Here is a 24997-nt window from a genome sequence, read left to right as displayed (position 1 = left end):
ATCAATGTGACATGTCACACGTTAAGTTTTGTTTCGTGCCAGCCCAGCCGAACCCAGCAGGCTGACTCTTCTTTTAATCGGCAATCCTGCACAGGAAGATTGTCACCACACTTACCGCACTTGCGCTTACTCATCGCCCTGAACCGGCTACGGACCCGTGCATTGTCCTGGCGGATTAACAGCGCTATGTACTCGTTCAGCTCATACGGTTCACGACCGGGGCGGCGTGCGGCGCAGTTCTGCGCCAGCATCTCCAGTTCCTGACTATCCAGAGCCAGCTCCAGCTTTTTACCACCGGCAGCGGCCTGCCTGGCACGCTGCGATGCTTTGCGTTCGGCGGGGGATTTAGGCATTAACCCGCCTCCTTAAAGTTTTCTTTCCAGCCCTGATTCAGCATCCAGCTATAACGGTCGTTACATTTTCGGGAGTAGCCGGAGCTGTCAGAAAAACGACGACGGTCTTTGTTTGGAAACCAGCGAGACCAGCCATAACGATCAAATTGATACTCGGTGCCGTCCGCCAGAATTATCCGGCGGTGCTGTACTTCGTTCTTTCGGGTGCCATCCGGCAATACGTTGCAGCTGCTGCCGTTCAGGTCGAACTTCGCGCCGGTAAAATCGATCATGGTCTTTGCCATCACTCACCCTCCACGCGCTTAGTGGTCCATGAAACTGAATGTTCGGCAGTTAATGAAAACGAATGCCCGCACTCATCACATTCATGAGACTCATCATCAGCATCGTAACTTTCATCTGTGCAAATCTCTGCACTGCACCAAGGGCACTTGGCTGAGTCAGCATGATAGAAGTCCCATTCGTCGTAATCTTCATCAGGAACTATTCTTGCCAGCGCCTCAGAAAGCTTGTCAGCCTCTTTGGCTTCGTGGCATGCATGGCACATCCATCCCCATACACCGTTGTCATCACGCGAACCCCATACCGCACCACCTCTATCCCACTCACTACGAGGAGGAGTTGTAGTTGCCTCTCCACGCTTAACTTTGCAACACTGACAACGGTCGTGTTCCTCGCAAACCACATAAGACATTTTTTCGCCATTCTGATTGCAGTGACCGCAGCCATTAACCCACATCCATTGACCTTCAATCTCAAGTGCGTAGTGGTTTCTTTCGCTTGGTTTAATAGAGAAGTCACATGCCTGAATTTCTTTTCCGCCCTTAACGATGCGAGGACCGAACTGTTGAATGCTTCCATTACGTGTGCGCTCAATGCCTGGTTTTAAGCGCAAATCCATAATTGGCCCGATGATGATTTCACCTTTATTTGTTCTTTCCATCACTCACCATCCTTACCGGCACTAGCGCGCTCAGCAAAAATTTCAGCCTTCTGCTCATCCGTTAGCAGGTCATCAGAGATGATCGCTGCAAACTTTCCACCTGACCATGAGATTGGAGAGCTTTCTCGAATGGCTTTATTCAGCGCCTCTGCTGCCTGCCATATCGCTTCGGTAATATCATGGTGATCGCCGCCATCAGGAATGATCTCTTCACAATGATCATTCATATCGATTTCGCGGGGGTAATTCGACTCGCAAATAAGTAACTGGAGCTCACTCGGCAACAAGCAATTCTCCCAGCAGTAATCTGCGAGAGACTCAGAGTCAAAAAAGTAGTTATCGTTGTCGAAGATAACGAGTGGTTCTCCTGCCCAGGCCTTTCTTTCAAGAGAAGCAAAATATTTTTGACGGCTTTCTGAATAGCACTTCTCACAATAGCCATTTGTTGCATGGGAGCCATGGTCATGGTTTTTTTGACAGATACGGTGCGTGCTGCCCGCGTAACGAGCCATGTGTTCGTCTTTACCCCAGAAACGACCAGTGCGATCGACCCAGCCAGTAACAGTCTGAATGCTGGCCGCTTCATCAGATTCGTACATCACAACGTTTTGTTCTTTCATCGTCTTCCCCTTAACCCATGCATTCCAGATACAGCCCGCTGGCAATCAGACGAGCACGGCGTGCAGCTGCTTCACGATGGCGCTTAATAGCCTCTTCAGAACGGTCGTTGCTGTAGTTGATAACCATTGGCTTACATGGCGGGGGCGCAACCCGGCGAGGATTTCTGACCAGGGTGTAAGTGCGGTCAATTGATCCGCCACCGAGACAGACCTGATTGGATGCCTCAACCTGAAGGGTTTCACCACCGCGCCGCATGATGTGAAGGACCAAACGGTTGAACTCACTGAGGGTCATACCGAGTTGCTGCGCCAGCTCCCGACCCGTTGCCGGGCCTTTGGATAACTGCCAGGCCAGCTTTTCACTGAAACCAGCATTTGGGCCATTACTGCGGCGAAATTGGGCGACCTTTTTCATGACACCACCTTCAGCGTTACGGTACGTGAGCGCAGCAAATCCATTTCCATTTGGGAAATGATGTTGATCGCTTGTGAAGTACCTGGCATCTGTTGATTACCCATAGTTGCTACAGCCCGGCGCGCCTCACCGAGTGCTTCACCGCGCAGTGTTCGAATCCACTGGTCGCAGGCTGGCGTAGCAAGTGCTGCATTCAGGTCATCAATCAGCGTCAGGTCTGTGCCTGCTGCCTGTAGGGCTGAAATAGTGTCAGGAAGCACGCTGTTGATACGCAGCACTTCTGAAGCCATCAGATTGGCACGAACGGTGGCAACGTCGAGACGCGACGATAGCTCAGTCACCATCTTTGCCATTTCGATCAGAGGAGTATCCATCCCGATGTTCTTAGCGAACTGGTGGCCGGCAGCGACGACTTCTTTATTCGATTTGAAATGATGCATGTCATCGCCCTCAGTGAATGGTGATGGTGCTGTTAAGGCGCTCAGCTTCGTTCTGCGCCTTAATTGGATTGGTGACTACAGAGCCGTCAGGCAATATCCAGCCGTTCAGGATATGGCTATAGGGCAGGGTGATAATGCCTACGGTTATATGGTCGTTCGGCTTTTCCATGAAATTCTCCACACACGATTTTTTGTTACATGAATCCCTTGCCAGTGACGGCAATAAAAACTTTTGGAATTCGTTTAAGTTGGCTGGTGGGTTACTGCAATAACCCACAGCCCGATTACTCCACACACTTGAAAGGTTGCTGCGGTGCCGGGTGCCTCCCGGTGCTCTGGTCAGACTGACAAACACCAGAGCGGAAACTCTTAGACTGTGTGCAATCTTTGTCAGTCTTCCGCGCGCGCTGGCCGCATTCACCACAACGGATAGAGCATTCATCAACGGCTTAATACTGCGCCTCCAAATACTCTTTCCTGTTGTGTGCCGGTCTTTCCCGGCTGTCTGTTCTTTATTGCCATCTGAACTCATCGGCCTAACGAGTTTTAACGACCTTTACCGCTTGCATAGTCTTGTCGCCGCTAATATCGGTAGCAGTACCGCTACTTGGTGGACATTTATTGAGACCGTCTTGAAGTAGTAAGCCATCCAGTCTCGTTCAAAGAACTTTCAAAAATTCTTTCAGCGAGGCTTGCTCTAATCTTTTTAAAAAAGGGCGGTTAAACAAACCCTCATGAGTAACCGCCAACACAGCAATTCCTTACTCTTAAAACGCTAAACCGTAAGCCAGGCTTTCATTGCCGCAATGCATAGTTACCACCCCAGTATCTCCATCACAGATAAGGTCTGCGTCTGGGAATAGGTATAGGAAAGTAATTAGGTCCCAAAGCTTACTGTTAGCCATTTGTTTGGAGAAATTCATCTGCTATCCCACCTAAGTAACCGCTGTTGAGATAAACAATAAAACCGATATGCATATAACGCAAGTAATAAAATGCGTTAATTGCAAAATTTGAATGCTGCAGGCGCAAAAAAACCCGGTCAGGCCGGGTTTTATTGGACTCAGTTGAGGGCTAGCCGTGTCGCTTAAACGATTGCGACTGACTGATCATGACTTTGCCAAAGATGTAAAAGCGGTGCTCATTAGTTTCATCAATGAACCAGTCCCGATAACGAGTATTATCAGAAATGACGACGATTTTGTCAGGAACTATCTGCAGGCGCTTGATGTGTATCTTCCCATCAAAGCCAAAGACATAAATCCCATCACCATCGAACTGAGTCACTGAAACATCTACAAAAATCAGATCTCCAGGCTCAATGGTTCCTGACATGCTGTCGCCGCGTACGTTGACCATCTTAACAGTGGATTGAGGCTTACCACCGAAGAAGTTCTTGGCATGCTCTGTGTTGTACTCAATAGAGCGTATGACATCAATAATGTCACTTCCTACATACGCCCCTGGGCCAGCACTCACATTTACATCAAGCAATTCCACACGATACACATCCCCCCCTTGTATGCCTTTAACGATATCCTTACTGTCATTATATACAGTATTTTCTGGACCGGAGGGAATAAATAATTCGCCGAGACTCACATTTAAAGCATTTGCGATTTTATTAAGCGATTGCTCAGTAAAGGATTTTTGTTTTCCTGTCTCAAGGCGTGAAATATTTGCCTGATCGACGCCAACGGCATCAGCCAGATCATTGATTCTCATTCCTCGCGCAAGGCGAAGTTCTCTGATTCGATTTCCTATGTTCATGTGCCTATTTAATGGCTGGTTTGCATGAAACGCAAATTAACTTGCGCAATCTGATTGCGTGAAATAATATGCATGTTACGCAATTAAGGGGGCAAAAATGCATTCACCATTAAGAATATTGCGCAAGTCGCAAGGAAAAACCCTAAGTGAAGTTGCTGTAGCTATTCACTTGGATGTCGGAAACCTAAGCCGCATTGAGCGAGGTCTTCAGGTTGCATCACTGGATGTTGCTGAGCGCTTAGCCGTGTTTTTTCACGGCGAAATCACTGAACTGGAGATTCTTTATCCCCAGCGCTTTCAGACCGACTCCAAAACTTTATCAGCTACTCCAACAGTAGCGAAACCACAGTAGAGAGGGTTTAGCCGTGGATCAAAAGCACTGGCAAGTAGAAAAGCAACCAGCCTGGCTGGTGGCATCAATTAAAAAGACCATCTCAAGTCTTCCGGGTGGGTATGCAGAAGCTGCCGAATGGCTGGGTGTTACTGAGGATGCTCTATTTAACCGCCTGCGCACTAATGGCGATCAGATTTTCCCAATGGGTTGGGCGATGGTCCTGCAACAGGCAAGCGGCACCAAGCACATCGCTAATGCGGTGTCCCGTCAGTCAAACAGCGTCAACGTTCCGCTGGTGGATATTGAGGATGTTGATAACGCAGATATCAATCAGCGACTGATGGAGTCAGTTGAGTGGATTGGCAAGCACTCTGCCTATATTCGCAAAGCAACAGCTGACGGCCTAATTGATGCGGCGGAGCGTGAGCAGATTGAAGAGAACAGCTATCAGGTTATGGCTAAGTGGCAGGAGCATCTGACGCTGCTGTACCGCGTGTTTTGCCCCCCAGAAAAGGTGAACGCCGCAGGATTGCAGCCCGCGGCGTTCGATGCGACTAAATCAACGTGTGTGGAGAACTAATCGCGTGATCAATTTAACCAGATTACCAGGGTTACCGCAATTCCGTTGCCTCCCTTCAGCTGGTGGCCGCTTCAGCAGTGAGCCGCTGCGGTATGTGCTTAATGTACCAGGCGGCGCAGAGGAAGTTAACCACAGCTTTGTTGACTGGGCTGTGGGCGATGCTAACCAGCGAATGAAGGCGACCAAATGCGAGAGCTTGACCGAATCTTCCGCGATAAGCGCGGCGTCCCTGTACGGGTCATACGCTGGGAGCCAGAGAACGACCGGGTTATCTACCTGCGTGACGACTATGAACATGGTGAGTGCTTCAGCTCTCTCGAACGGTTTAAGCAATATTTTAGAGAGGTCGAGGTAGCCAATGAGTTTACTTCTGAAGGTTAAGCCTCTCGTGATTAGCCCGATGCTTGCCCAGCGGATTGGTTTGAATGAAGCCATCGTGCTGCAGCAGATTTGTTACTGGCTGGAGGACACCACATCTGGCGTTGAGCATGAAGGCCGGCGCTGGGTTTATAACACCATTGAAGACTGGAATGAACAATTCCCCTGGTGGTCGTCAGATACGGTTAAACGTGCTCTGACCTCGCTTAAGAAAAGCGGGCTCATCTATGTTGAGCAGCTGAAAAAGACTCAACATGATCGCACGAATTTCTACGCAATTAACCACGCAAACCCACTGTTGGCCGATGAGGGCAAATTGCCCTCATCGAAGGATGCAAGTTGCACTCATCGAAAAGGACAAGCTGCACCTATCGATAAGGGCATTTTAACCCCATCGATGGGGGCAAATTGCCCTCGTCTTACAGAGAATACAACAGAGAATACAACAGAGAATACTACAGAGATTACAACAACCCCTTCTTGTCAGGTTGCGGGGCAACCCGACCATGCCCCTGATGCAAATCAAGCTGCTTTTAGCGTTCTGGAGCACCTGAACCGCGCAGCAGGCATGCGCTTTCAGAAATCAAAATCCTCACTGGCACCAATTCGCGGTCGGCTTGCTGAAGATTTCACTGCTGATGAACTGATCCTCACTGTGGATTACTCAATCGCGAAGTGGGCTGAAGACCCAAAAATGTGTGAGTACGTCCGACCGGAAACAATTTTCCGTCCGGGTAAGTTCCCCGGCTATCTGAGTTCCGCTCAGAAGTGGGATAAAGCGGGGCGGCCTAAGTGCATCAACGGTAAGTGGCAGCGTGATGTGATGGCTATCTCATCAATGGACTATGAAATTCCTAACGGCTTTCGCGGCGCATAAGGGGATAGAGCGATGATTAACCACGAATCAAAAATTCTTGAACTGATTACCCGCAATGGCCCGCTGAAGGTGCGCGAACTCTGCAAGCTTACCGGCCTGCATGAGACTTCAGTGAAGCGCTTTATCAAACCACTTTTCACCAGAGGGACTCTCAAGCGTGCCAGCGACTGGAGTTATTCGATCAACACCGCGCCGGTGCCAGAAGAGAGCGAAAAGCATCGCCAGCTGGCGATGCAGGCTACCGAACTGGAGACCAAAGGGTTCTGGCTGCGTGCTGCACAGGTCTGGCGTGAAGCGATGCTGGTGGCCCGGTTCGATGCATCCCGCAATGAAGCCAAAGAGAACTGCGACCGCTGTGCCGCAAGAGGCTCGCTTAACTGTGGCAGCTATGGCGGGCTTGATACAGGCCGTATTGGCGAAAGCTTCCTGAGTGAGGATCGCCAATGAAAGCGCACCTGAAGAGCCACTACCAACGCAATGAGATTTTCTACCAGGCCATCCGCACCGCAGCGGTGATGATTGCCGCCCTGATTTTTGTCCTGACATGGGAGCTGACCACAGCATGAGCACATTAGCGCGCATTTACGACGACAAAAAAAATAGCGATACCGACATCACTACCCGTAAAACCTACCTGCTGGGCGTTGATGAGCTGTATGTCGAAACCAATTACAACATTCGTGATATCGATCAGACCCATGTCGAGGAGTTCCGCGACGCCTTTATCGCTGGTGAACACGTGCCTCCGCTGGCTGTCAAGGTCACCGAAAAGGGCATTAAGATCATCGATGGCCATCACCGCTATTACGGTGCGAAGCTGGCACAGGAAGCAGGCTATACGCTGCGCCTTGAGTGCAAAGACTTCGTGGGCAGTGAAGCAGACAGTGTGGCATTCATGGTCACCAGCAGCCAGGGACGCGCCCTGTTGCCGCTGGAGCGGGCAGCAGCCTATCTGCGTCTCGTTAACCAGGGTTTAGAGCCAGCCGAAATCGCCGCCAAGGTGAAACGTTCGATCACCGACGTTGAACAGCACCTGCAGCTACTGACCGTTGGCGAACCTCTGATTGAGATGGTGAAGTCTGGCGAAGTGGCCGCAACCACAGCAGTAGCCCTGCAGCGTGAGCATGGCGTGAAAGCATCATCAGTAGCACAGGAGCAGATGCAGAAGGCGAAAGCGGCAGGGAAGAAGAAGCTGACTAAGACCGATGCTATGCCGCAGTTCAGTGCTGCCCAGGCACGTAAGCTTGCAGAACTGATTGCTAAACATTCTCAGACAGAGCAGAGCGATGAAGGCGCACGCATTACGCTGACGTTTGAAACTGACCTGCAGGCCGCTGAGCTCATGGATATTATCCTGATCGCCAAAGAGCACTACGGTGTGACTCAATCAGTAAGCAAACAACCGGCAGCAGTTAAGGCAGAGGACGGTGATGACCTGCCATTGCTGAAGCACGAAATCCTTGAGCAAAGCGGTGTTGAAGCGTGGGCGTGCGTTATTGCCGCATTCAAAATGAAAGCTGAGTACACCTACAGCGAATCAAAGTACGCGCATACTTGGGCGGCGGACTCCGTTGAGAACCCTACCTGTGTGACAGTTCCGGCAGAGACCATTGCTAAAGCGGTGCGCCTCATCAAAGAGCATCATGACGATCTTGAACTGAAGCTGTGGGTGTCAGAGCAGTACGATGATCCAGAGCTGGCAAAGGAACAGTTGCAGCGTTTTTCAGCGGTGCTGATTGACGTTCGCCAGGACAGGCCGTGCACAGTTCAGGAGTTTATCGCGCTGGTGAAGCAGACTAACCGTGATTGCTGGACAAACATCCGCATGCTGCGTCAGGCAATTAAAGAACTGCCCGCTTTGGCTGGGAGGGTTGCATGATCCATTACCATGGTGGACCTATAACACCTGATACATGTGCCATTCGGGCATGGAAAGGGCGGCACGCCTGCATTTCATTTGCAAACCCAGGGCAAATTAATCTGGCTGCAGAGTACTGCCAATCGTTCTTTCTTGATAACGGTGCATATCCCGAATGGAAGCGCGCTGAAAAGGGAAAGAGCACTTTTAAGGGCTGGGGGCCGTACTATGAATGGGCGAAAAAATGGTTGAATCACCCTGGTTGTGATTTCGCCATTATTCCTGACGTAATCAACGGTGATGAGTCTGAGAACGATGCACTTATTGATGAGTGGCCTCACGGAATTTGCTCTGGCGTACCGGTATGGCACATGAACGAGAGCGATGATCGATTCATCCGGCTTTGCAATGAGTATCCGCGCGTAGCGATCGGTAGTTGCGGAGAGTACGACGTTAAGCGTCCCAACCTTGCTGTAGCGCGTATGAAAGACCTTATTCGTCACGTTACAGATGAGTTCGGTCAGCCCATCGCCAAGCTTCACGGCCTTCGCATGCTCAATCCTCTAATTTTCACCAAACTACCGCTGGCGAGCGCTGACAGCACTAACGTTGCCAGAAATATTGGTATCGATAAGGCATGGTCAGGAGCGTATGCCCCGGCATCAAAAGAAACCCGCGCTGCATTGATGGTCGAACGTATCGAGTCACACAACAGCCCTGGCTCACTGAATTACTGCGAGCAACGGGACAGGTTCAACATGCAGTTTCAGCTGGCGGTGTAGAGAGAAATATGAAACTTACATTGCCCTTCCCACCAAGCGTTAACACGTACTGGCGTAATACCAGAAAGGGAGTATTGATCAGCGCCTCCGGGCGCTGTTTCCGCTCCAATGCGCTTGCCGCCGTCATGGAGCAACTTAAACGCCGACCTCAGCCGATTACAGGGAATGTTGAGGTTAGCGTGCTGCTGTTCCCCCCAGACAAGCGCCAGCGTGATCTTGATAACTATCTCAAAGCATTATTCGACAGCCTTACACATGCGGGTGTATGGGGCGATGATAAGCAGATTAAGCGATTCACTGTGGAATGGGGAGTCCAGGTTAAGAAAGGCAAAGCAGACATTACGATTAAGCCTTTTAGGGGGGGTATAGCGCACTAACGTACACAATGAGCGTGAGCTGTGTGTTTTAAAAATTTTTGTAAGCCACTTGAGGCGCAATGAAGATCATGCTGTATTCATAAAACATAAAACAAATTATGGAAGCTCATCATTTATGATAATATTTTATTGTTACTATTAGTTCATTCAACATGGCATCCGACAGGTTGTACATGCTTGGCCTTTACAAGAGAACGAAATTTTAAGGATAAAAAATGTCAAATATAAGTGAAGATGAATGGCCCCGTCCTAAGTGGTCTAAAGATTACAAGGCGCTTACAGTAAAACTGGTTCTTATATTTTTAGGTATGGTCGGGTTGTTTGCTACACTTTACCCTTTAGTGGACCATAGTAAGATAACACCTTGGATTGCTGCAGCTATAGCTACGGTAATTATAGTTTTGCTTATGTTATACAGTTTTTTGGTCTACTATGAAATCTCTAATCTTGATGGAAAGCATATCTTTAAACAATCGGACTCAGCTTCAATAAAGAAATATATGCTTAGCTGGATTGCCCATGGGGGGCGAGTAGCAATATGGACTCGGGACATGAGTTGGGCTAGTGATGAGCGATCAAAGTTTCTTCTGACAAAAAAAGCAAAAAGTGGCGAATTAATTATCTGTTTACCAACTCATACTACTTTATCAAAGGAGTTACAAAAAGAAGGTGCTGAAATTTATGTTTACGGTGTGGAGTTACTTATTAATCCAAGTGCTCGATTTACTATTGCTTACTACGGTAGAGATGGTAGCCAAGTGGCAATTGGTAGAGCCAAATCAGATAAACATATAATTGAAGAGTTCGACACTGGTTCTCATCCCGCCTTTAACTTGGCTAATGAGCTTGTTCAAATCGCAAAAAATGCCTCAGAAAAAATTAATGGAAACGAGTTATGATTCCAAGATTCTCACACATCAAAAATATATCCTCTCTTGAGTTAGCTAGTGAGTGGGACAACTTGGCTGATGAGAGACATCGTCAGATAAGCGCAGGTTTAGACATCACATTCACTCATGTGATGGTACCTTTAGTTGAGTCACTTTTAGCCCATGATACTCACGCAACTCTGATAGATATAGGATCAGGTACAGGAGAACTTACTTCATGCCTTGCTAGACGGTTTAAGGAGATTATATGTGTAGAGCCATCAGCCCGAAGTTTGGAAGTAGCAAAGTCAATTCTTTCCAAATTTACTAATATATCTTTTGTTCATTCAGATTTTGAAGATTGTGTAGAAGAGTTATTTAATGCTTCATACGAGAAAAAAGTTTTCTTGGCTGCTATGATGCTTTCGGCAGATCCTCATCTTGACAAGTTTGCTAGTAAATTATCAAAGGTTTCAAAGTCAGGTGATGAGTTTGTTGCAACTATTCCTCACCCATGCTTCTGGCCAAGGTACTGGGGTTACGAAAAAGAGTCGTGGTTTTCTTATAAAGAAGAGATAATGATTAAATCTCCTTTTAAGATATCTTTATCTGGCTCGGAATTTAAAACCACACACATTCATAGGCCGTTGGAGAAATATATTTCAATCTTTTCTAAATATGGTTTTCAGTTGCTTAATATTTCGGAGCCGATGCCTAAAAATGAGATTCAGTCGTTATATCCAAATTCGTGGGATTTTCCTCGGTTTTTAGCATTTAAATGGGTTAGAAGCTAAAGAAGTTATAGCATGATGACCAGGCATATTGCAGATGCCTGAGATAAAGGTCGGCCTCTTTCACATGCAGGTGATGTGGCGTGGCCGGTTAAAAACAGTGTGTGGAGAAGAAAGCATGAATCAGCTTTTAGTGATTGATGGGGTTTCCGTTCGTCAGGACAGCTCCGGCCGTTATTGCCTTAACGATCTTCATCGTGCAGCAGGCGGAGAACGCAGACATGAACCTACCTTGTGGCGTAATCTTCAACAGACCAATGAACTCGTTCAGCTTCTGAGCGATACAGGAATTCCTGTATCGGTAATTAAGGGCGGAATGAACCAGGGTACGTTCGTATGCAAAGAACTGGTCTATTCATACGCGATGTGGATCAGCGCCGAATTCAGTTTAAAAGTAATTCGCACGTACGATTCTCTGGTATCAAAACCCCCAGTAGTTTCAATGCCAGAAGAAGTGCAGGCCAGTATCATCCTGCTTGAATCAGCCTCCCGAATGCTGAACTTTTCAAACTCCTCAAAGCTTGGCGCATATCACAAGATTCAACAGCATTACGGCATCCCTAATATGATGCCTGCATATGCTATCGACGCACCAGTTGATGCAAAAGACGGATCAAGCCGTCCTACTCTGTCTTTGAGCGCACTGCTGAAGGCAAATAATATTCGGATGAATGCGAGCCAGGCCTATCGTCAGCTTGAGAAGCTGGGGATCGTTGAACATAAAAGTAGAGCCAGCCGGTCAGGCACCGATGGTGTAAAGCTATTTTGGTCACTGACGGCTAAAGGCTGCATGTACGGTAAAAACATCACCAGTCCGGCTAATCCGCGTGAAACCCAGCCTCATTTCTTCGAATCAAAATTTGCCGAGCTTCTCCGCCTGCTCGACACCGTACATTGAGGTGATTGTGAGAGCATTACTTACTCCAGAGGTAGCACCTCGCACCGGGATTGTATTGCTGAAGCCAGGACCAGACCTGTTGAAGCTGTTTAAGGGCAGGGTGGTGGTCAGCACACCGACAATGGATATGGCAGACCTGCCATCAGGGCGGCTGAATGACGGTACACAGCCGTTACTTGATGAACCCTCACTGATTCCCTTCTTCAGTCACGAACGCGTGATAAAGGCTGCTGGTGGACCGAATGCGCTGGCATCCTTCGTCCAGTCTTTCAACTGCTGCCAATGGGAGCGGGAGAAGCTGGACGTTTGGCATCATCATGAATTTACTGTGTCAGAAACTGAAAACGGCCTGGTGTCTCTTTGCTACAGCCACGATAATGAGTTCAGGGAAAATGGTGTTCCCGGCAAGGTTGAGAGCATCGCAAAAGGTAACACCGCTCTCTGGATAATCAGCGCCGCCTGTAACCAGATGGCGTTACTAGGTGACCACCAGCTTACCCTTCCTGAACTGTGCTGGTGGGCAACCCTGAATGATGTGATTGACCTTATACCAGAGGCACCGGCCAGGCGCGTTCTGCGCATGCCGAAAGAGACTATCCAGAGCGGCGAGCTGAAAGAGGCTCGCATTGTTCCGGTGCGACCGGCGCGGGAAGTTATTCAGGATGCAGCGCAGATCGTCAAAAAGATAATCAGCCTCCATGCAGACCCGGAATCACCAGAATCATTCATGAAGCGCCCCAAGCGTAAGCGCTGGGAAAGTGAGAAATACACACGATGGGTAAAGTCGCAGACTTGCGCATGTTGCGGCATACAGGCTGACGATCCTCATCACATCATTGGACACGGACAGGGGGGAATGGGAACGAAGGCGCATGATTTATTTGTGATACCGCTATGCAGAGCGCATCACGATGAACTGCACCGGGATATGAAAGCGTTTGAAGCGAAGTACGGCAGCCAGGTTGAGCTGCTGTTCAGGTTCCTCGATTTCGCGATTGCAGTCGGCGTGATCGGGGCGGACAAAAAATAAAGTGTGTGGAGAGGATTAAACATGCGTGACATGTCACAGGTATTAGAGCGCTGGGCCGGATGGGCTAAGTCAGACAGCAGCGGTGTTGATTACTCAGCAATCGCAGCGGGGTTTAAAGGGCTGCTGCCGCAGGATTCAAAGTTAACGCTTACCTGCAGCGATGGAGACGGTTTGATTATTGAAGGTTGCCTGTCCCGGCTTAAAGCCAAGCGCCCTGATGAGCACGCGATCATTGTGCTGCATTACTTTTTCAATATCTCAAAGCGCACCCTTGCGAAGCAGGCCAGGCGCGATGAAAAGATAGTGAGAATTGAAATCCAGATGGCTGAGGGGTTCATTGAAGGCTGCCTGGCAATGCTGGATGTGCGGCTGGATATGGACGACGAACTGACGCCGAAAAAAATATTGAAAAAACCTCTCACGCGGTCCGCATTTTCCTTAGTAATCTGATAAGGTCGATTACCAAGCAGTGCAGCTTATCTGCTAAAAGTCAGTTCCAAATGTGGATGTCAAAGCGCCTCGGGCCTTACCAGCCTGGAGGCGTTTTTTATTTTAAATATCCCCTAAAGGGGATAGCGATCTGTCTATCCCTTGCAGGGGATAAGAAATTCACCCTGTTGCCGACGGGCAAGGCACTTACCGCTTTTGCGTCAGGGTTATTTTTCAAAAATATCGGCCTCCGGTAAACAAAAATGTTGACCAGGTAAGCATAAATGTTTACTATAGCTTCATGTTCAACAGACAGGAGGAGTAGTGAAGCAAAGCGAGTTCAGGCGGTGGCTTGAATCTCAGGGAGTCGAAGTTTCAAACGGTACTAACCATCTGAAGCTGAGATACAACGGGAAGCGAAGTGTAATGCCAAGGCATCCCGGTGCTGAGTTAAAAGAACCACTGCGAAAGGCCATAATGAAGCAGTTAGGCCTGAAATAATTAACCAGCCCTCCGGGGCTGGTTCTCGCGGAGTTTCACTAAGACGATATGCGATACCCGATAAATCTTGAGCCGTGCGACGGCGGATATGTGGTTTCGTTCCCGGATATACCGGAGGCGCTTACTCAGGGCGATACGCGCGAGGAGGCGTTAGCGATGGGGCTGGATGCGCTGGTTACTTCATTTGATTTCTACTTTGAAGATAACCAGCCTGTTCCGGCACCTGGACCGGTGACAGGGGATTTTGTAGAGGTTCCGGCGAGTGTGTCGGCGAAGGTGCTATTGCTAAATGCTTTCCTTGCTTCCGGCTTAACCCAGGTTGAGCTGGCTTCACGCATGGGAGTTAAAAAGCAGGAGGTAACGCGCATCTTCGATCTGCATCACTCGACCAAAATAGATACTGTTCAAAAGGCGCTCTCAGCGCTGGGCAAGCGGCTTGAATTAGTCGCTGCCTGACAGGCATCAAATAATAAATTCAAAGGCTCACTTCGGTGGGCCTTTTTCGTTTTTGCGCACGCCAATCAGTCTCCACACACACTTTTGACGCCGTGGTGCTGCGCAACTCATTTAACGACAGTCAGCCGCCATCATCCCGGTGGCGGGAATCAGAGCATGCCTCCAGAAAAAGACCCGGGCTTTTGGGCCACAGTGCTGCTGTGGCTGTATGCCCACAAAACAGAATGGGGATATGCCGGGGTAGCAGGCATGTTTTCACTATTACGCAGTGCCTATGCAAAAAGCCCGTGGAGTAAGCGGGTTCTCGACGCTGTCTCCTGCAGCGCGCTGGCGTTCTTTGCTGGCCCGACGCTGCAGGTGATGGGCGCTTTATTTAATTGGAGCATCCCTGACGCTGCCGCACAGGTATTCGCGGTTTACATCGGGTATGTAGGCAATGACTACATCAGCGAAAGGCTTCGCAGGCTGATAGAAAGAAAGGCAGGGTATACAAATGACGGGCAGCAATAAATCACGCGGCATCCGGAATAATAATCCTGGCAACATCCGCTGGGGCGATGAGTGGAAAGGGCTGGTGCCGCAGCCGCAGCACAATGATAAATCTTTCTGTCAGTTCATTAGTCCGGAGTATGGCATTCGGGCAATGATCATCATTCTGCGCAATTACCAGAGCAAATACGGTCTGAAAACCATTACGGGCATTGTGAAGCGCTGGGCTCCACCGAACGAGAACGATACACAGGCCTACATCCGCAGCGTGGCTCAGGCGACCGGCACTGACGCGGATAAGCCAATTGATCTGAATGACAGCCGCAAGCTGATTCCTCTCCTGCAGGCGATCATCAAGCATGAGAATGGCAATCAGCCCTACGAATTTGACGTTTTTATCCGGGCGCTCGACCTTGTCTGAAACAGGAGGCCGCATGGCTGCTATCCAGTTCATCAAAAACTATTCACACCTGTTGGTTATCGCAATTATCTGCGTGTGCCTGTGGATGCTAAATGCTCGCAGCTCACAGCTTGAAGCAACCAACCAGCGGTTGGAGAAGTTAGCCAACAGCAAAGATGATCAAATTAAGGACCTGCGGTCAAAGAACGATGGCCTGGCATCAAGCGTCACTGAGCTGGTAACAGCCGTTAAGCAACAGAACGTTGTGATGAGTCAGGTCACAGAGCAGCGTGCCGTAACAGCCCAGCAGAACCGGAAACTACAGAATGAAATTAAGCGTTACCTTGCGGCGGACAAGTGTGCTGTTGCTCCTGTTCCCCCTGATGCTGCTGACAGGCTGCGCGACGCAGCAAAAGCCGCTGGTGGAGTACCGGACAGTAAAGCAGCCTCAGCTAAGCCTTCCGGCTGAATTGACCAGTCAGATTGACGTGCCAGCGCCATCACAGGATATGACGTTCGGTGACAGCGTAAGCCTGAACGCTGAGTTATATAGTGCTCTGGGTCAGTGCAATTTCGACCGCGCCGCCATCCGTAAAATAGAGTCAAACCGATAGGTAAACACATGAGCGAAGCAAAACCGCAGGACGGCAGTACCGTTAAGGGGTACCGGACGTTAACCCCAGGCGATATTGAAGTGATGAACCGGCTGAAAGATGTTAGCCGCCACTTCCTGAATCTGCTGGACACATCAAAAGAAACTGGTGCAGACCCGCGCTGGATTGCGATGGCAAAAACGGAGATGCAGAAAGCCTGTATGTTTGCCTGTCGTGCAATTGCTCAGCCGGATGACGACTGCTGAGTTCATCACAAGGCGCATTTGCGAGTGTGCCTGATGATGAAAATACTTGGAGATCATTAAGGAAGGTTATAAGTTAAGCAATCCTACATCATGCGGGACTAGCTATGACTTACGTAAAGAAGGGATACCTTAAAGAGACTATCCAATACATCAGTGACAGTGGAATCAATTACAAATATGAGGTATTTCAGCGAAGTGATGGTTCAAGCTTCTATGCAATGGTTTCCAGGCTAGACGAAGCCGTTCCAGGAACAGGGCATCACATATGGGTTTACGACGGTCTAGAAATAAACTTTCCAGACGAAACGACACATGTGCAGTTTGCCGTCGATGAAGTCACTGATCACTTCAAGCATAACTTTCAAAAATCATAACCGCCTTATGGCGGTTTTTTTGAATCCTCCGACAAGGGATAACCTTTAGCGACGCTGTGAAGCGTTGAGACACCGTTTTTTACAATGAGCGATGCCACTAATGTAATGCTAATATCCTCCATAAATCATTCAAGGGAGGTGTGGCATGTGTAAAGACGTATTGGACGGTTTAAAAGCGATTCCACCGGAAGTTATAGAAGATGCTTACAAAGATGGTGTGAAGGGGCCATTAGTTCAACTTGGTTTGTTTGGTGAGCAGATACTCAAAACTTTGCGGTACTTAACATACCCTATACAAGCAGCCGCTTTGCGTCAGGATCTAATTGACAGAAGGATCGCTGAAGCGCTTTCTGACGTACCCGAATCGCAAAGAATTACTCCCCGAGATAGCTTAATACTTGAGGTTGCTGACAAGCTAAAATATCAAGTAACTGATAATTTGGTTTCAGATATGTATGTTGATTTGTTATCTGCTTCAATGGATTCAGAAAGGGTGAAATTGGCTCATCCATCCTTCATTCATTTGATTTCTCAGCTCTCATCTGATGAAGCATTTATGCTCCTTAAAATATCAGGTTTCGAGGTGTGCGCATATATGAGGAGAGTGTCTGATTGGGACGTGGTAAGCAAAGAGGAACGTGAGAATTTTTATTCAACTGCAACCTATACGCTTGGACAAGAACAATCAAATCTGATTGATATCTTACTCAAACCTGAAGACTTACATTTCCCCGATAACTTTTATATCTATATTGATCACTTGAGGGCGCTTGAATTAATTGAGTACAGTAATGATTATGACGTTTCTGAGCCATGTAAGAACCGCAGAGATTCATTCTACAATTGTTGGTTCATCAGAGTTAGTAAATTTGGCAAACTGTTTTTCGAGTGCTGCAGTAAGAGCTTAAGCAAAGTAAGCTGATTTACATGAACGCCTTAGGGCGTTTTTACTTTATGCTTAAAAGTGAGTTCCTTAAACTCAATTTTAAGCATAAACACAATGAATCATCGGCTGGTGGCCTCAGCAGTAACTAGCATTTTTCACGCGCGCCAGTCAGGAATCTCAGCATGGATATTATTCGACATCTTTATCGAAGCCAGCACCTTTCATGAAGGTTATAGCTAACACATAGCCAATGCAGCAACCAGCTCCGGTGATCATCACTAAGGGGAAGGTGCCGCCAGAAAAATATTCTTCAGAAACATACATACCTGCCTTCATAAAGACATAGGCAGTTAAGCCAAAAATAAAATATGAAGCAATAAAGGCCAAGACCCTTTTCATCGGGGAGGACTCCGTGCGCGTAATGATTGATGGTATTGAGTATAAACCAGTGGCAACCAATTCATGCATTGGCATTGCCATTAGCACCCATAACCGCCATGACGTTTTATCCCGCGCATTGGATCACCATCTGAAGTTTCTGCCAGCCTGTGCGCTGGTGGTTGTTATTGATGACGGTTCAGCAAGGCCGGTAACAGCGCCTGAAGGCGTCAGGGTCATACGGCATGAAGCGTCACGTGGCATTGTGGCCGCTAAAAACGCCAGCCTTGAAACCCTAATCGACGCCGGTTGCGAGCACCTGTTCCTGTGGGATGACGATGCCTGGCCGATTGCTGGTGGTTGGGAGCATCCCTACATCGAATCACCCGAGCCGCATCTGGCTTACCAGTTTCAGGACTTTGCCACCGGGCAGAAGCTTAACGATATAGCGGTACTCTACCGGGATGAACAGCACGTCGCATACACCGGCCAGCGCGGCGTGATGCTTTATTACCATCGCAGCACGATTGAGAAGGTTGGCGGTTTCGATCCCATCTATCAGCGTGGAATGTATGAACACTCTGATTTGGCGCTGCGTATCCACAATGCCGGGTTAACGAGCTGGGCGTTCGCTGATGTCGTCGGGTCTGAAAAGCTTATTTATTCGCTTGATGAGCATCAGGCTGTTGAGCGGTCAGTGCCTAAGCCTGACCGTGAAGCACAGGTTAAGCGCAACGTGACCATTCACAACGAGCGCCGCAACAGCGGCTATACCGGATACGCAGAGTACCGACAGCAGCGCAAAGTGGTGATTACCACGCTGTTGACCAGTCAGCATGACCCACAGCGAAACACCAGAATGACAGCATCGCCTGACCTGCTGGCTAAGTGGGCTGCATCGGTCAAAGGCGCGACGCCAGTAATACTGGCTGATGAGCTTGAACAGCCACCGGCCAGCGCTGAGCTATGGCGTGTTCCAGACGTGAAAATGAATGTCTACTTCCGCCGGTGGCTGCATATCTGGCAGCACCTTCGCGATCATCCTGAATATCACTTCGTCTGGTGCACTGATGGAACTGACGTTGAGATGCTGCGCGAACCGTGGGATGAGATGGAGCCGGGCAAAATCTACGTTGGCTCTGAGCCAAAGACATATACCGATCCCTGGGCTAAGCAGTCTCACCCTGAAGCTATCTATCAGGCATTCATCAGTGAGTATCGTAATGATGTGATGCTCAACGCTGGCCTGCTCGGTGGCTCCCGCGCTGACGTGATGGCGATAGCGCATGGCATCGTCCGGCTCTACTACCACATTGAATCGCTGCGCTTCTGGGGGCAGGAATCATCGGCCTCCGCTGTCGGTGACATGATGACATTCGGTATCGTCGCCCACCGTTACAGCGACAGGCTGGTGACCGGTCCCAGCGTGCATACAGTGTTCAAGTCAGATGGAATCGGTAAGGAGTTTGCCTGGTGGAAACACAAATAAAGTTTGTGGTGGTCGGTCATCACTCACGCAGGCATCAGGCAGAACAGTTGGCAGAGTCGATTAACGCACACCTGCTTATTGACGAGTGTGAGCATGGCGCGAACTGGAATCATCGCCGTGCTCTTGAGTGGGCCAGCCAGCAGCACTGCCGTGTCGTCATATTGGAAGACGATGCACTGCCGGTGCCCGGCTTCGCGCAGAAGGTCGAAACTTGGCTGTCACGCTTCCCTAATGAACTGCTGAGCTTTTACCTTGGTACCGGCAGGCCGCCTCAGTATCAGCTTGAGATAGCGACAAAGCTGATTGATGCAGACCGGCGTCAGGCAGAACACATCACTATCAGCCGACTTATTCATGGCGTCTGCTATAGCGTCCCGACTCACAGGTTAGAGCAGGTGCTGTCGCGCTGGAATCATCGATCACCTGCTGACTATGCAGTCGGTGATGCCTACGGTGGCACGATAGTTTATCCGTGTTACTCGCTGGTGGACCACCTAGATAGCGATACTGTCGAAAGACACCCTGATAACACACCACGCACAGAGCGCCGCAGAGCATGGCGGCTGGATTCAAAGGATCATCATGGCACGTCTCGCAACGCTTAAGCCCCGGCTCTCAGTTGACAGAACGCAACGTGTGAGGACTGCAACCGTAGCTGAAACTCGCATCACTGGCTGGAAGCTGCAGTCAAGACGCAAGCGACTATGGTCTGCCAATCCATGCTGCGCGATGTGTGGTCGCCTGACTGAGTATCCTCACGGCTTCGAGCTGGATCACAAGGTTGCTCTGCATCAGGGTGGTGAAGACACCGATGCCAATTGCCAAATCCTTTGCTGTGGCGAGGAAGGTTGCCATCGGAAGAAGACCAATGCAGACATGAAAGTTAACTGATAACAGTTATCATTCAACCTAATTTATAATTGCATTTGCAATTATTTCAATGAGAATGATATCAATTATCATTTGAGGGTGGGGGGGGCCAAAAGATTCAGGCCGATCCTCTACGAAACCTCGCCCCCTCTCACGCACAGAAAATATCCCCTTTTGGAGGGTGTAAACATGTTAACAGCCCAGAAGCGAAAATTCGCGCTGGCGCTGATTTCCGGTATGTCGAAAAAAGATGCGGCTATAAAGGCTGGGTATTCCGCAAACTCCGCACGCTCCAAGGGTTCGCAGCTTGCTAAAGACCCGGAAGTCATCGCTTTTATGAGCCGCAAAAAGAATGAAAAAGTTGAAGTTGACGACGTGCCAACGCATGGAAAAAAAGTTAATACCCCAGCGATAAACACGCCACTGAATCCTGATCCCGAGCCAGTGCCGGAAATTGTCCGGGCGGCTGGTGAGTATGATGACCCGCTTGAGTTTCTGAAGTCGGTTATGAATGACCGTGCTGAGGATATTGATACCCGCAAAGATGCCGCAAAGGCGATGCTCCCCTACCTACATAGCAAAAAAGGTGAGGGCGGCAAGAAGGATGCGAAGCAGGCTGCTGCTAAGGCGGTTGCCAGCAAGTTCATGGGCATGGCTCCGCCACAGCTGATTGTGAATAACGGGAGATAAAGATGCCTGAGTGGTCCACCGCATGCGCTGACTGGGCCAGCAGGCTCATTAACCGTGAGTCAATAATTCCGCCGCCTATTTTCAGAGATTCTGGTGAGCACGCACTGTCTATCTTTAAAGAACTCAGGGTAACTGACCTGCCTGGAAAGCCGACATTTGGCGAGTGTTCAGAACAGTGGGTGTTTGATTTTGTGCTGGCAATATTCGGCGGCTATGACCAACAAACCGGCAATCAGATGATCCGGGAGTATGGTCTTCTCATCAGCAAGAAGAACACGAAATCAACTATTGCTGCCGGGATTATGCTGACCGCGCTGATTATCTGCTGGCGTGCTGATGAAGAGCATCTGATTCTGGCACCGACAAAAGAGGTTGCCGACAACTGCTTTAAACCAGCTGCCAGCATGGTCCGTGAAGATGAAGAGCTCTCAGCACTTTTTCACGTTCAGGATCACATTCGCACCATTACCCATCGGGTTAATCGCAACAGCCTGAAGGTCGTGGCTGCTGACAGCGATACGGTGTCGGGCAAAAAGGCCGGTCGAATTCTGGTGGAGGAATTGTGGCTGTTTGGCAAAAATGCCAAAGCGGATGCGATGTTTATTGAGGCGCTGGGCGGGCAGGTGTCGCGTAATGAAGGCTGGGTGATTTACCTGACCACGCAGAGCGATGAGCCGCCTGCAGGTGTCTTCAAAAAGAAACTGGATTACTGGCGTAACGTCCGTGACGGGATCATCAAGGATGGCAAAACGCTCGGCATCCTTTATGAGTTCCCGCCTGAAATGGTGGAAAATGAAGGTTTCCGCAACCCGGATAACTTTTATATCACCAACCCGAACATGGGCCGCTCTGTCAGTAAAGAGTGGCTTGATGATGAGTATCTTAAGCGGTCGCAGGAAGATGAAGGCAGCCTGAGAAAGTTTCTCGCCAAACATCTGAACGTTGAAATCGGCATGAATCTCCGTAACGACCGCTGGGCCGGTGCGGAGTTCTGGGAAACGCAGTCTGATCCGTCTGTGACATTCAAACAGATTTTAACCCGGTGCGAAGTTATCACTGTCGGCATTGACGGGGGCGGGCTGGATGATCTTCTGGGGCTTTCTGTGGCCGGTCGCGATAAGAAAACCCGCGACTGGCTCACCTGGTCTCATGCCTGGTGCCATGAAAAGATGCTGGAGCGCCGCAAAAGCGAAGAAAGCAAACTGCGTGACTTTGAAAAGCAGGGCGATCTTACCATCGTGAAAAGAGTTGGTGATGATGCGGATGAAGTTGCGATGTATGTATCGCAGATTTACGAAGCAGGCCTGCTGGATAAGGTAGGTATGGACCCGGCAGGGATCGGGGTGCTGTTGGATACGCTGATTGATGCAGGAATACCGCAGGATTCAGTTGTGGGTGTCAGTCAGGGCTGGCGGCTGGGCGGCGCATGTAAGACTACTGAGCGCAAACTGGCAGAGGGTGCTCTGAAGCATGCACCTCAGCCCTTGATGAACTGGTGCGTTGGTAACGCCAAAGTTGTCATCAGCGGCAATGCACCACTGGTAACCAAGGGTGCCAGCGGCGTCGGTAAAATCGACCCGCTGATGGCTCTCTTTAATGCCATGTATCTGATGGCGCTGAATCCGGCTGCTACCAAAAAAGAATACAGCGTGTTTTTCATTTAGAAATTCCGCTTTCAACGACCCGCTCCGGCGGGTTTTTTCGTTTCTGGAGAAAGGGAAATGAAGAATCAGCACGCCGTCAGCCTTCTGAAGGTAAAGGCGGTCAATGAGGATACGCGGGAAATCACCGGCATCGCGACAACGCCGTCACCGGATCGGTATGGCGACATTGTGATGCCCGAGGGCGCAAAGTTTCAGTTACCCATCCCGCTGCTCTGGCAGCATGACCATCAGTCTCCCATCGGCCAGGTGACCAGCGCCAAGGTTACCGCTGAGGGTATCGAAATCAAAGCCACACTGGCGCAGGCAGATGCACCCAGTCAGCTCGCGGCACGACTTGAAGAAGCATGGCAGAGCATCCGGCTTGGCCTTGTAAAAGGATTGTCGATCGGCTTCCGGCCTATTGAATACGCCTACATCGACGAAGGCGGCATCCGGTTCACGAAGTGGGAGTGGTACGAACTCTCTGTCGTAACGGTGCCGGCCAATGCCGAAGGCACGATCCAGACCGTTAAATCCATCGATGAGAAGCTGCGGGCCGCGTCAGGCGTAGTGCAGAACGACTCGAAAAAAATAAAACCCGCTGGCGCTACAGCAGTTAAAAATTCTCAGACTAAAGGAACCAAGATGAACATTGCCGAGATGATTAAAACTTTCGAAACCAAGCGCGCTACGCTCGATGCTGAGCGTCAAAATGTTATGTCAAAAGCCTTCGATGAAGGCCGCACGCTTGATGCGGAAGAAGAAGATAAGTATGACGAAGTGAGTACGGAAATTAAATCCGTTGATGCGCACCTGGCTCGCCTTCGTGACATGGAATCGACTAAAGCCGCGACCGCTCAACCGGTTCAGAAAGCAGCAGGTGGTACGGTGGTAAACACTGTTGATAACCGCGCTCCTGCGGTGATCCATGTTGAGAAGCCGCTGGAAAAAGGGATCGCTTTTGCGCGTTTCGCCAAGTCACTGGCCGCTGCAAATGGCAGCCGTACCGAAGCGCTGGAGATCGCAAAGCGTCAGTATCCGCGAGATGCCAAGCTTCACCACGTTCTGAAAGCTGCTGTAGGTGCAGGTACCACAACTGATCCGCAGTGGGCTGGCAGCCTGGTGGAGTATCAGGAGTACGCTCAGGACTTCGTCGAATTCCTGCGGCCACAGACCATTATCGGCCGCTTTGGTCAGGGGGATATTCCTGCACTGCGTCAGGTTCCGTTCAACATCCGCATTCCGGCTCAGACTTCTGGCGGCTCTGCGAACTGGGTTGGTCAGGGTAAAGCTAAGCCCCTGACTAAATTCGATTTTGAATCAATCACCTTTGGCTTCTCCAAAGTCGCTGCCATTGCTGTGCTGACTGATGAGCTGATCCGCTTCTCTAATCCTGCCGCTGATGCACTGGTGCGCAACAGCCTGGCTGAAGCGGTAATCGCCCGACTGGATGCTGACTTTGTCAATCCGGCAAAAGCAGAAGTCGCTAACGTGTCTCCGGCCTCTATCACCAATGGCGCGCAGCAAATTCCAAGTGCAGGCAACCCTGACACCGACAGCACTAACGCATTTCAGGTGTTTATCGATGCGGGTCTGCAACCGACTGGTGGCGTATGGCTGATGTCCAGCACTACAGCGCTGGCGCTGTCAAAACGTAAAAATGCGCTGGGCCAGAGAGAGTATCCGGACATGACCATGTTTGGCGGTACTTTCGAAGGTCTGCCGGCCATCGTCTCTCAGTATGTAGGTAATCTTCTGGTGCTGGTTAACGCGCCGGATATCTACCTGGCAGATGATGGTGGCGTTGCGGTTGATATGTCCCGTGAGGCATCTCTTGAAATGGAGAGCGAACCTACCGGCGACAGCATCACGCCGAATCCGACTGAAATGGTTTCCATGTTCCAGACCAACAGCGTGGCAATCCGCGCCGAACGCTGGATCAACTGGAAGCGTCGCCGTACTGCGGCGGTGGCGGTGATTACCGGTGTTAATTACAGCGCTAACGCTGGCAGCTAAGGAGATGCGGGGAGAAATCCCCGCTCTTTTCTCTATGAAACAGGTTCGTTATCTCAAAAACACCCATGATGCACATGCGGGTGAGAAACGCTTTCTGCGTGACGATCACGCTGAGGTTCTCCGCTTAACCGGCCATGTTGAATTTATCGATATTGTCGAGAAAAAGGCAAAGAGCCAGAAAAAGAATTAACGCTCAGGAGAA

The 24997-nt window shown here is 49.7% G+C and carries 38 protein-coding genes; 29 read left to right on the top strand and 9 right to left on the bottom strand.

Features of this window, described 5'->3' with window-relative positions:
• Positions 1–14: 14 nt before the first annotated feature.
• From OK412_RS08825 to OK412_RS08790, 8 genes are all read right to left on the bottom strand, one after another.
• Positions 15–353 (bottom strand): hypothetical protein, encoded by a 339-nt coding sequence (locus OK412_RS08825; protein WP_264353081.1) that lies wholly within the window; start codon positions 351–353, stop codon positions 15–17.
• Positions 353–637, bottom strand: a complete 285-nt coding sequence (locus OK412_RS08820; RefSeq protein ID WP_264353080.1) for a hypothetical protein — start codon at positions 635–637, stop codon at positions 353–355. The genes OK412_RS08825 and OK412_RS08820 overlap by 1 nt, the downstream gene beginning before the upstream one ends.
• Positions 637–1296: a hypothetical protein gene (locus OK412_RS08815; protein WP_264353079.1), complete on the bottom strand. Its 660-nt coding sequence runs from the start codon at positions 1294–1296 to the stop codon at positions 637–639. Before OK412_RS08815 ends, OK412_RS08820 begins: the two co-directional genes overlap by 1 nt.
• On the bottom strand, positions 1296–1916 hold the full coding sequence (locus OK412_RS08810; RefSeq protein ID WP_264353078.1) for a hypothetical protein: 621 nt from the start codon (positions 1914–1916) through the stop codon (positions 1296–1298). Before OK412_RS08810 ends, OK412_RS08815 begins: the two co-directional genes overlap by 1 nt.
• A 10-nt stretch (positions 1917–1926) precedes the next feature.
• A complete protein-coding gene (locus tag OK412_RS08805) occupies positions 1927–2331 on the bottom strand; it encodes a hypothetical protein (RefSeq protein ID WP_052271435.1) in 405 nt (134 codons plus the stop codon).
• Positions 2328–2771, bottom strand: a complete 444-nt coding sequence (locus OK412_RS08800; RefSeq protein WP_264353077.1) for a hypothetical protein — start codon at positions 2769–2771, stop codon at positions 2328–2330. The genes OK412_RS08805 and OK412_RS08800 overlap by 4 nt, the downstream gene beginning before the upstream one ends.
• 10 nt (positions 2772–2781) lie before the next feature.
• Positions 2782–2940 (bottom strand): DUF1317 family protein, encoded by a 159-nt coding sequence (locus OK412_RS08795; protein WP_110330201.1) that lies wholly within the window; start codon positions 2938–2940, stop codon positions 2782–2784.
• Positions 2941–3845: 905 nt separating this feature from the next.
• Entirely contained in the window at positions 3846–4541 is a 696-nt protein-coding gene (locus tag OK412_RS08790) for an XRE family transcriptional regulator (RefSeq protein ID WP_110330202.1), read from the bottom strand.
• Positions 4542–4638: 97 nt separating this feature from the next.
• On the opposite strand from OK412_RS08790, the gene OK412_RS08785 reads away from it, so the two are divergent.
• The 22 genes from OK412_RS08785 to OK412_RS08680 all read left to right on the top strand — a co-directional run bounded on the left by OK412_RS08785 (position 4639) and on the right by OK412_RS08680 (position 17745).
• Positions 4639–4893 (top strand): helix-turn-helix domain-containing protein, encoded by a 255-nt coding sequence (locus OK412_RS08785; RefSeq protein ID WP_264353076.1) that lies wholly within the window; start codon positions 4639–4641, stop codon positions 4891–4893.
• Between the two features lie 13 nt (positions 4894–4906).
• Positions 4907–5455, top strand: coding sequence for a YmfL family putative regulatory protein (locus tag OK412_RS08780; protein ID WP_192377684.1), 549 nt, complete (start codon positions 4907–4909; stop codon positions 5453–5455).
• 186 nt (positions 5456–5641) lie between these two features.
• Positions 5642–5836 carry a DUF4222 domain-containing protein gene (locus tag OK412_RS08775; protein ID WP_167432802.1) on the top strand — a complete coding sequence of 65 codons (195 nt, stop codon included), beginning with the start codon at positions 5642–5644 and terminating at the stop codon, positions 5834–5836.
• Positions 5814–6710 carry a conserved phage C-terminal domain-containing protein gene (locus tag OK412_RS08770; RefSeq protein ID WP_264353075.1) on the top strand — a complete coding sequence of 299 codons (897 nt, stop codon included), beginning with the start codon at positions 5814–5816 and terminating at the stop codon, positions 6708–6710. Before OK412_RS08775 ends, OK412_RS08770 begins: the two co-directional genes overlap by 23 nt.
• Before the next feature lie 12 nt (positions 6711–6722).
• Entirely contained in the window at positions 6723–7157 is a 435-nt protein-coding gene (locus tag OK412_RS08765) for a PerC family transcriptional regulator (RefSeq protein ID WP_264353074.1), read from the top strand.
• Positions 7154–7276, top strand: coding sequence for a hypothetical protein (locus tag OK412_RS08760; RefSeq protein WP_264353073.1), 123 nt, complete (start codon positions 7154–7156; stop codon positions 7274–7276). The genes OK412_RS08765 and OK412_RS08760 overlap by 4 nt, the downstream gene beginning before the upstream one ends.
• Positions 7273–8589 (top strand): ParB/RepB/Spo0J family partition protein, encoded by a 1317-nt coding sequence (locus tag OK412_RS08755; protein WP_264353072.1) that lies wholly within the window; start codon positions 7273–7275, stop codon positions 8587–8589. The genes OK412_RS08760 and OK412_RS08755 overlap by 4 nt, the downstream gene beginning before the upstream one ends.
• The gene (locus OK412_RS08750) at positions 8586–9350 is read left to right on the top strand and encodes a hypothetical protein (protein ID WP_264353071.1); all 765 of its coding nucleotides are present in this window, start codon (positions 8586–8588) and stop codon (positions 9348–9350) included. The genes OK412_RS08755 and OK412_RS08750 overlap by 4 nt, the downstream gene beginning before the upstream one ends.
• Before the next feature lie 8 nt (positions 9351–9358).
• Positions 9359–9727: a RusA family crossover junction endodeoxyribonuclease gene (locus OK412_RS08745; protein WP_264353070.1), complete on the top strand. Its 369-nt coding sequence runs from the start codon at positions 9359–9361 to the stop codon at positions 9725–9727.
• A gap of 215 nt (positions 9728–9942) precedes the next feature.
• Positions 9943–10626 (top strand): hypothetical protein, encoded by a 684-nt coding sequence (locus OK412_RS08740; protein ID WP_264353069.1) that lies wholly within the window; start codon positions 9943–9945, stop codon positions 10624–10626.
• The gene (locus OK412_RS08735; protein ID WP_264353068.1) at positions 10623–11390 is read left to right on the top strand and encodes a class I SAM-dependent methyltransferase; all 768 of its coding nucleotides are present in this window, start codon (positions 10623–10625) and stop codon (positions 11388–11390) included. Before OK412_RS08740 ends, OK412_RS08735 begins: the two co-directional genes overlap by 4 nt.
• Positions 11391–11505: 115 nt before the next feature.
• Positions 11506–12285 carry a KilA-N domain-containing protein gene (locus OK412_RS08730; protein WP_264353095.1) on the top strand — a complete coding sequence of 260 codons (780 nt, stop codon included), beginning with the start codon at positions 11506–11508 and terminating at the stop codon, positions 12283–12285.
• A 7-nt stretch (positions 12286–12292) separates the two neighbouring features.
• Positions 12293–13315 (top strand): DUF968 domain-containing protein, encoded by a 1023-nt coding sequence (locus OK412_RS08725; protein ID WP_264353067.1) that lies wholly within the window; start codon positions 12293–12295, stop codon positions 13313–13315.
• Between the two features lie 21 nt (positions 13316–13336).
• Positions 13337–13765: an antiterminator Q family protein gene (locus OK412_RS08720; RefSeq protein ID WP_264353066.1), complete on the top strand. Its 429-nt coding sequence runs from the start codon at positions 13337–13339 to the stop codon at positions 13763–13765.
• Between the two features lie 303 nt (positions 13766–14068).
• A complete protein-coding gene (locus OK412_RS08715) occupies positions 14069–14245 on the top strand; it encodes a type II toxin-antitoxin system HicA family toxin (protein ID WP_052271421.1) in 177 nt (58 codons plus the stop codon).
• Positions 14246–14293: 48 nt separating this feature from the next.
• Complete coding sequence (locus OK412_RS08710) at positions 14294–14701, top strand: type II toxin-antitoxin system HicB family antitoxin (RefSeq protein ID WP_167432813.1); 408 nt, start codon at positions 14294–14296, stop codon at positions 14699–14701.
• Positions 14702–14857: 156 nt separating this feature from the next.
• Positions 14858–15211: a phage holin, lambda family gene (locus OK412_RS08705; protein WP_264353065.1), complete on the top strand. Its 354-nt coding sequence runs from the start codon at positions 14858–14860 to the stop codon at positions 15209–15211.
• The gene (locus tag OK412_RS08700) at positions 15195–15611 is read left to right on the top strand and encodes a structural protein (RefSeq protein ID WP_264353064.1); all 417 of its coding nucleotides are present in this window, start codon (positions 15195–15197) and stop codon (positions 15609–15611) included. Before OK412_RS08705 ends, OK412_RS08700 begins: the two co-directional genes overlap by 17 nt.
• Before the next feature lie 13 nt (positions 15612–15624).
• On the top strand, positions 15625–16059 hold the full coding sequence (locus OK412_RS08695; protein ID WP_264353063.1) for an Rz lytic protein: 435 nt from the start codon (positions 15625–15627) through the stop codon (positions 16057–16059).
• Positions 16060–16212: 153 nt separating this feature from the next.
• Positions 16213–16449, top strand: coding sequence for a hypothetical protein (locus OK412_RS08690; RefSeq protein ID WP_264353062.1), 237 nt, complete (start codon positions 16213–16215; stop codon positions 16447–16449).
• Between the two features lie 104 nt (positions 16450–16553).
• The gene (locus OK412_RS08685) at positions 16554–16823 is read left to right on the top strand and encodes a hypothetical protein (RefSeq protein WP_264353061.1); all 270 of its coding nucleotides are present in this window, start codon (positions 16554–16556) and stop codon (positions 16821–16823) included.
• A gap of 145 nt (positions 16824–16968) precedes the next feature.
• Positions 16969–17745, top strand: a complete 777-nt coding sequence (locus OK412_RS08680; protein WP_264353060.1) for a DUF4393 domain-containing protein — start codon at positions 16969–16971, stop codon at positions 17743–17745.
• A 153-nt stretch (positions 17746–17898) separates the two neighbouring features.
• On the opposite strand, the gene OK412_RS08675 is transcribed toward OK412_RS08680, so the two are convergent.
• On the bottom strand, positions 17899–18108 hold the full coding sequence (locus tag OK412_RS08675; RefSeq protein WP_264353059.1) for a hypothetical protein: 210 nt from the start codon (positions 18106–18108) through the stop codon (positions 17899–17901).
• Positions 18109–18121: 13 nt separating this feature from the next.
• On the opposite strand from OK412_RS08675, the gene OK412_RS08670 reads away from it, so the two are divergent.
• The 7 genes from OK412_RS08670 (at position 18122) to OK412_RS08640 (ending at position 24985) form a co-directional block, all read left to right on the top strand.
• Positions 18122–19576, top strand: a complete 1455-nt coding sequence (locus OK412_RS08670; RefSeq protein WP_264353058.1) for a glycosyltransferase family 2 protein — start codon at positions 18122–18124, stop codon at positions 19574–19576.
• Positions 19558–20181 carry a hypothetical protein gene (locus OK412_RS08665; RefSeq protein ID WP_413629122.1) on the top strand — a complete coding sequence of 208 codons (624 nt, stop codon included), beginning with the start codon at positions 19558–19560 and terminating at the stop codon, positions 20179–20181. Before OK412_RS08670 ends, OK412_RS08665 begins: the two co-directional genes overlap by 19 nt.
• Positions 20159–20467: an HNH endonuclease signature motif containing protein gene (locus OK412_RS23450; protein ID WP_319633954.1), complete on the top strand. Its 309-nt coding sequence runs from the start codon at positions 20159–20161 to the stop codon at positions 20465–20467. Before OK412_RS08665 ends, OK412_RS23450 begins: the two co-directional genes overlap by 23 nt.
• 168 nt (positions 20468–20635) lie before the next feature.
• Positions 20636–21136: a terminase small subunit gene (locus OK412_RS08655; protein ID WP_052271452.1), complete on the top strand. Its 501-nt coding sequence runs from the start codon at positions 20636–20638 to the stop codon at positions 21134–21136.
• A 2-nt stretch (positions 21137–21138) separates the two neighbouring features.
• Complete coding sequence (locus OK412_RS08650; protein WP_264353056.1) at positions 21139–22800, top strand: terminase large subunit; 1662 nt, start codon at positions 21139–21141, stop codon at positions 22798–22800.
• A gap of 57 nt (positions 22801–22857) precedes the next feature.
• A complete protein-coding gene (locus OK412_RS08645) occupies positions 22858–24795 on the top strand; it encodes a phage major capsid protein (protein ID WP_167432821.1) in 1938 nt (645 codons plus the stop codon).
• Complete coding sequence (locus tag OK412_RS08640) at positions 24764–24985, top strand: hypothetical protein (RefSeq protein WP_147408632.1); 222 nt, start codon at positions 24764–24766, stop codon at positions 24983–24985. The genes OK412_RS08645 and OK412_RS08640 overlap by 32 nt, the downstream gene beginning before the upstream one ends.
• Positions 24986–24997 lie beyond the last annotated feature (12 nt).

The sequence above is a fragment of the Pantoea sp. JV6 genome (assembly GCF_025910055.1).
GTDB lineage: Bacteria > Pseudomonadota > Gammaproteobacteria > Enterobacterales > Enterobacteriaceae > Pantoea > Pantoea agglomerans.
Note: the sequence above shows the minus strand (reverse complement) of the source record. Positions and strands in the feature narration are given on the sequence as shown.

Bases quoted from the DNA above. Each gene is read 5' to 3' on its own strand.
- OK412_RS08825 (WP_264353081.1), bottom strand. From the start codon at position 353: ATGCCTAAATCCCCCGCCGAACGCAAAGCATCGCAGCGTGCCAGGCAG.
- OK412_RS08820 (WP_264353080.1), bottom strand. From the start codon at position 637: ATGGCAAAGACCATGATCGATTTTACCGGCGCGAAGTTCGACCTGAAC.
- OK412_RS08815 (WP_264353079.1), bottom strand. From the start codon at position 1,296: ATGGAAAGAACAAATAAAGGTGAAATCATCATCGGGCCAATTATGGAT.
- OK412_RS08810 (WP_264353078.1), bottom strand. From the start codon at position 1,916: ATGAAAGAACAAAACGTTGTGATGTACGAATCTGATGAAGCGGCCAGC.
- OK412_RS08805 (WP_052271435.1), bottom strand. From the start codon at position 2,331: ATGAAAAAGGTCGCCCAATTTCGCCGCAGTAATGGCCCAAATGCTGGT.
- OK412_RS08800 (WP_264353077.1), bottom strand. From the start codon at position 2,771: ATGCATCATTTCAAATCGAATAAAGAAGTCGTCGCTGCCGGCCACCAG.
- OK412_RS08795 (WP_110330201.1), bottom strand. From the start codon at position 2,940: ATGGAAAAGCCGAACGACCATATAACCGTAGGCATTATCACCCTGCCC.
- OK412_RS08790 (WP_110330202.1), bottom strand. From the start codon at position 4,541: ATGAACATAGGAAATCGAATCAGAGAACTTCGCCTTGCGCGAGGAATG.
- OK412_RS08785 (WP_264353076.1), top strand. From the start codon at position 4,639: ATGCATTCACCATTAAGAATATTGCGCAAGTCGCAAGGAAAAACCCTA.
- OK412_RS08775 (WP_167432802.1), top strand. From the start codon at position 5,642: ATGCGAGAGCTTGACCGAATCTTCCGCGATAAGCGCGGCGTCCCTGTA.
- OK412_RS08770 (WP_264353075.1), top strand. From the start codon at position 5,814: ATGAGTTTACTTCTGAAGGTTAAGCCTCTCGTGATTAGCCCGATGCTT.
- OK412_RS08765 (WP_264353074.1), top strand. From the start codon at position 6,723: ATGATTAACCACGAATCAAAAATTCTTGAACTGATTACCCGCAATGGC.
- OK412_RS08760 (WP_264353073.1), top strand. From the start codon at position 7,154: ATGAAAGCGCACCTGAAGAGCCACTACCAACGCAATGAGATTTTCTAC.
- OK412_RS08755 (WP_264353072.1), top strand. From the start codon at position 7,273: ATGAGCACATTAGCGCGCATTTACGACGACAAAAAAAATAGCGATACC.
- OK412_RS08750 (WP_264353071.1), top strand. From the start codon at position 8,586: ATGATCCATTACCATGGTGGACCTATAACACCTGATACATGTGCCATT.
- OK412_RS08745 (WP_264353070.1), top strand. From the start codon at position 9,359: ATGAAACTTACATTGCCCTTCCCACCAAGCGTTAACACGTACTGGCGT.
- OK412_RS08740 (WP_264353069.1), top strand. From the start codon at position 9,943: ATGTCAAATATAAGTGAAGATGAATGGCCCCGTCCTAAGTGGTCTAAA.
- OK412_RS08735 (WP_264353068.1), top strand. From the start codon at position 10,623: ATGATTCCAAGATTCTCACACATCAAAAATATATCCTCTCTTGAGTTA.
- OK412_RS08730 (WP_264353095.1), top strand. From the start codon at position 11,506: ATGAATCAGCTTTTAGTGATTGATGGGGTTTCCGTTCGTCAGGACAGC.
- OK412_RS08720 (WP_264353066.1), top strand. From the start codon at position 13,337: ATGCGTGACATGTCACAGGTATTAGAGCGCTGGGCCGGATGGGCTAAG.
- OK412_RS08710 (WP_167432813.1), top strand. From the start codon at position 14,294: ATGCGATACCCGATAAATCTTGAGCCGTGCGACGGCGGATATGTGGTT.
- OK412_RS08705 (WP_264353065.1), top strand. From the start codon at position 14,858: ATGCCTCCAGAAAAAGACCCGGGCTTTTGGGCCACAGTGCTGCTGTGG.
- OK412_RS08700 (WP_264353064.1), top strand. From the start codon at position 15,195: ATGACGGGCAGCAATAAATCACGCGGCATCCGGAATAATAATCCTGGC.
- OK412_RS08695 (WP_264353063.1), top strand. From the start codon at position 15,625: ATGGCTGCTATCCAGTTCATCAAAAACTATTCACACCTGTTGGTTATC.
- OK412_RS08690 (WP_264353062.1), top strand. From the start codon at position 16,213: ATGAGCGAAGCAAAACCGCAGGACGGCAGTACCGTTAAGGGGTACCGG.
- OK412_RS08685 (WP_264353061.1), top strand. From the start codon at position 16,554: ATGACTTACGTAAAGAAGGGATACCTTAAAGAGACTATCCAATACATC.
- OK412_RS08680 (WP_264353060.1), top strand. From the start codon at position 16,969: ATGTGTAAAGACGTATTGGACGGTTTAAAAGCGATTCCACCGGAAGTT.
- OK412_RS08675 (WP_264353059.1), bottom strand. From the start codon at position 18,108: ATGAAAAGGGTCTTGGCCTTTATTGCTTCATATTTTATTTTTGGCTTA.
- OK412_RS23450 (WP_319633954.1), top strand. From the start codon at position 20,159: ATGGCACGTCTCGCAACGCTTAAGCCCCGGCTCTCAGTTGACAGAACG.
- OK412_RS08655 (WP_052271452.1), top strand. From the start codon at position 20,636: ATGTTAACAGCCCAGAAGCGAAAATTCGCGCTGGCGCTGATTTCCGGT.
- OK412_RS08650 (WP_264353056.1), top strand. From the start codon at position 21,139: ATGCCTGAGTGGTCCACCGCATGCGCTGACTGGGCCAGCAGGCTCATT.
- OK412_RS08645 (WP_167432821.1), top strand. From the start codon at position 22,858: ATGAAGAATCAGCACGCCGTCAGCCTTCTGAAGGTAAAGGCGGTCAAT.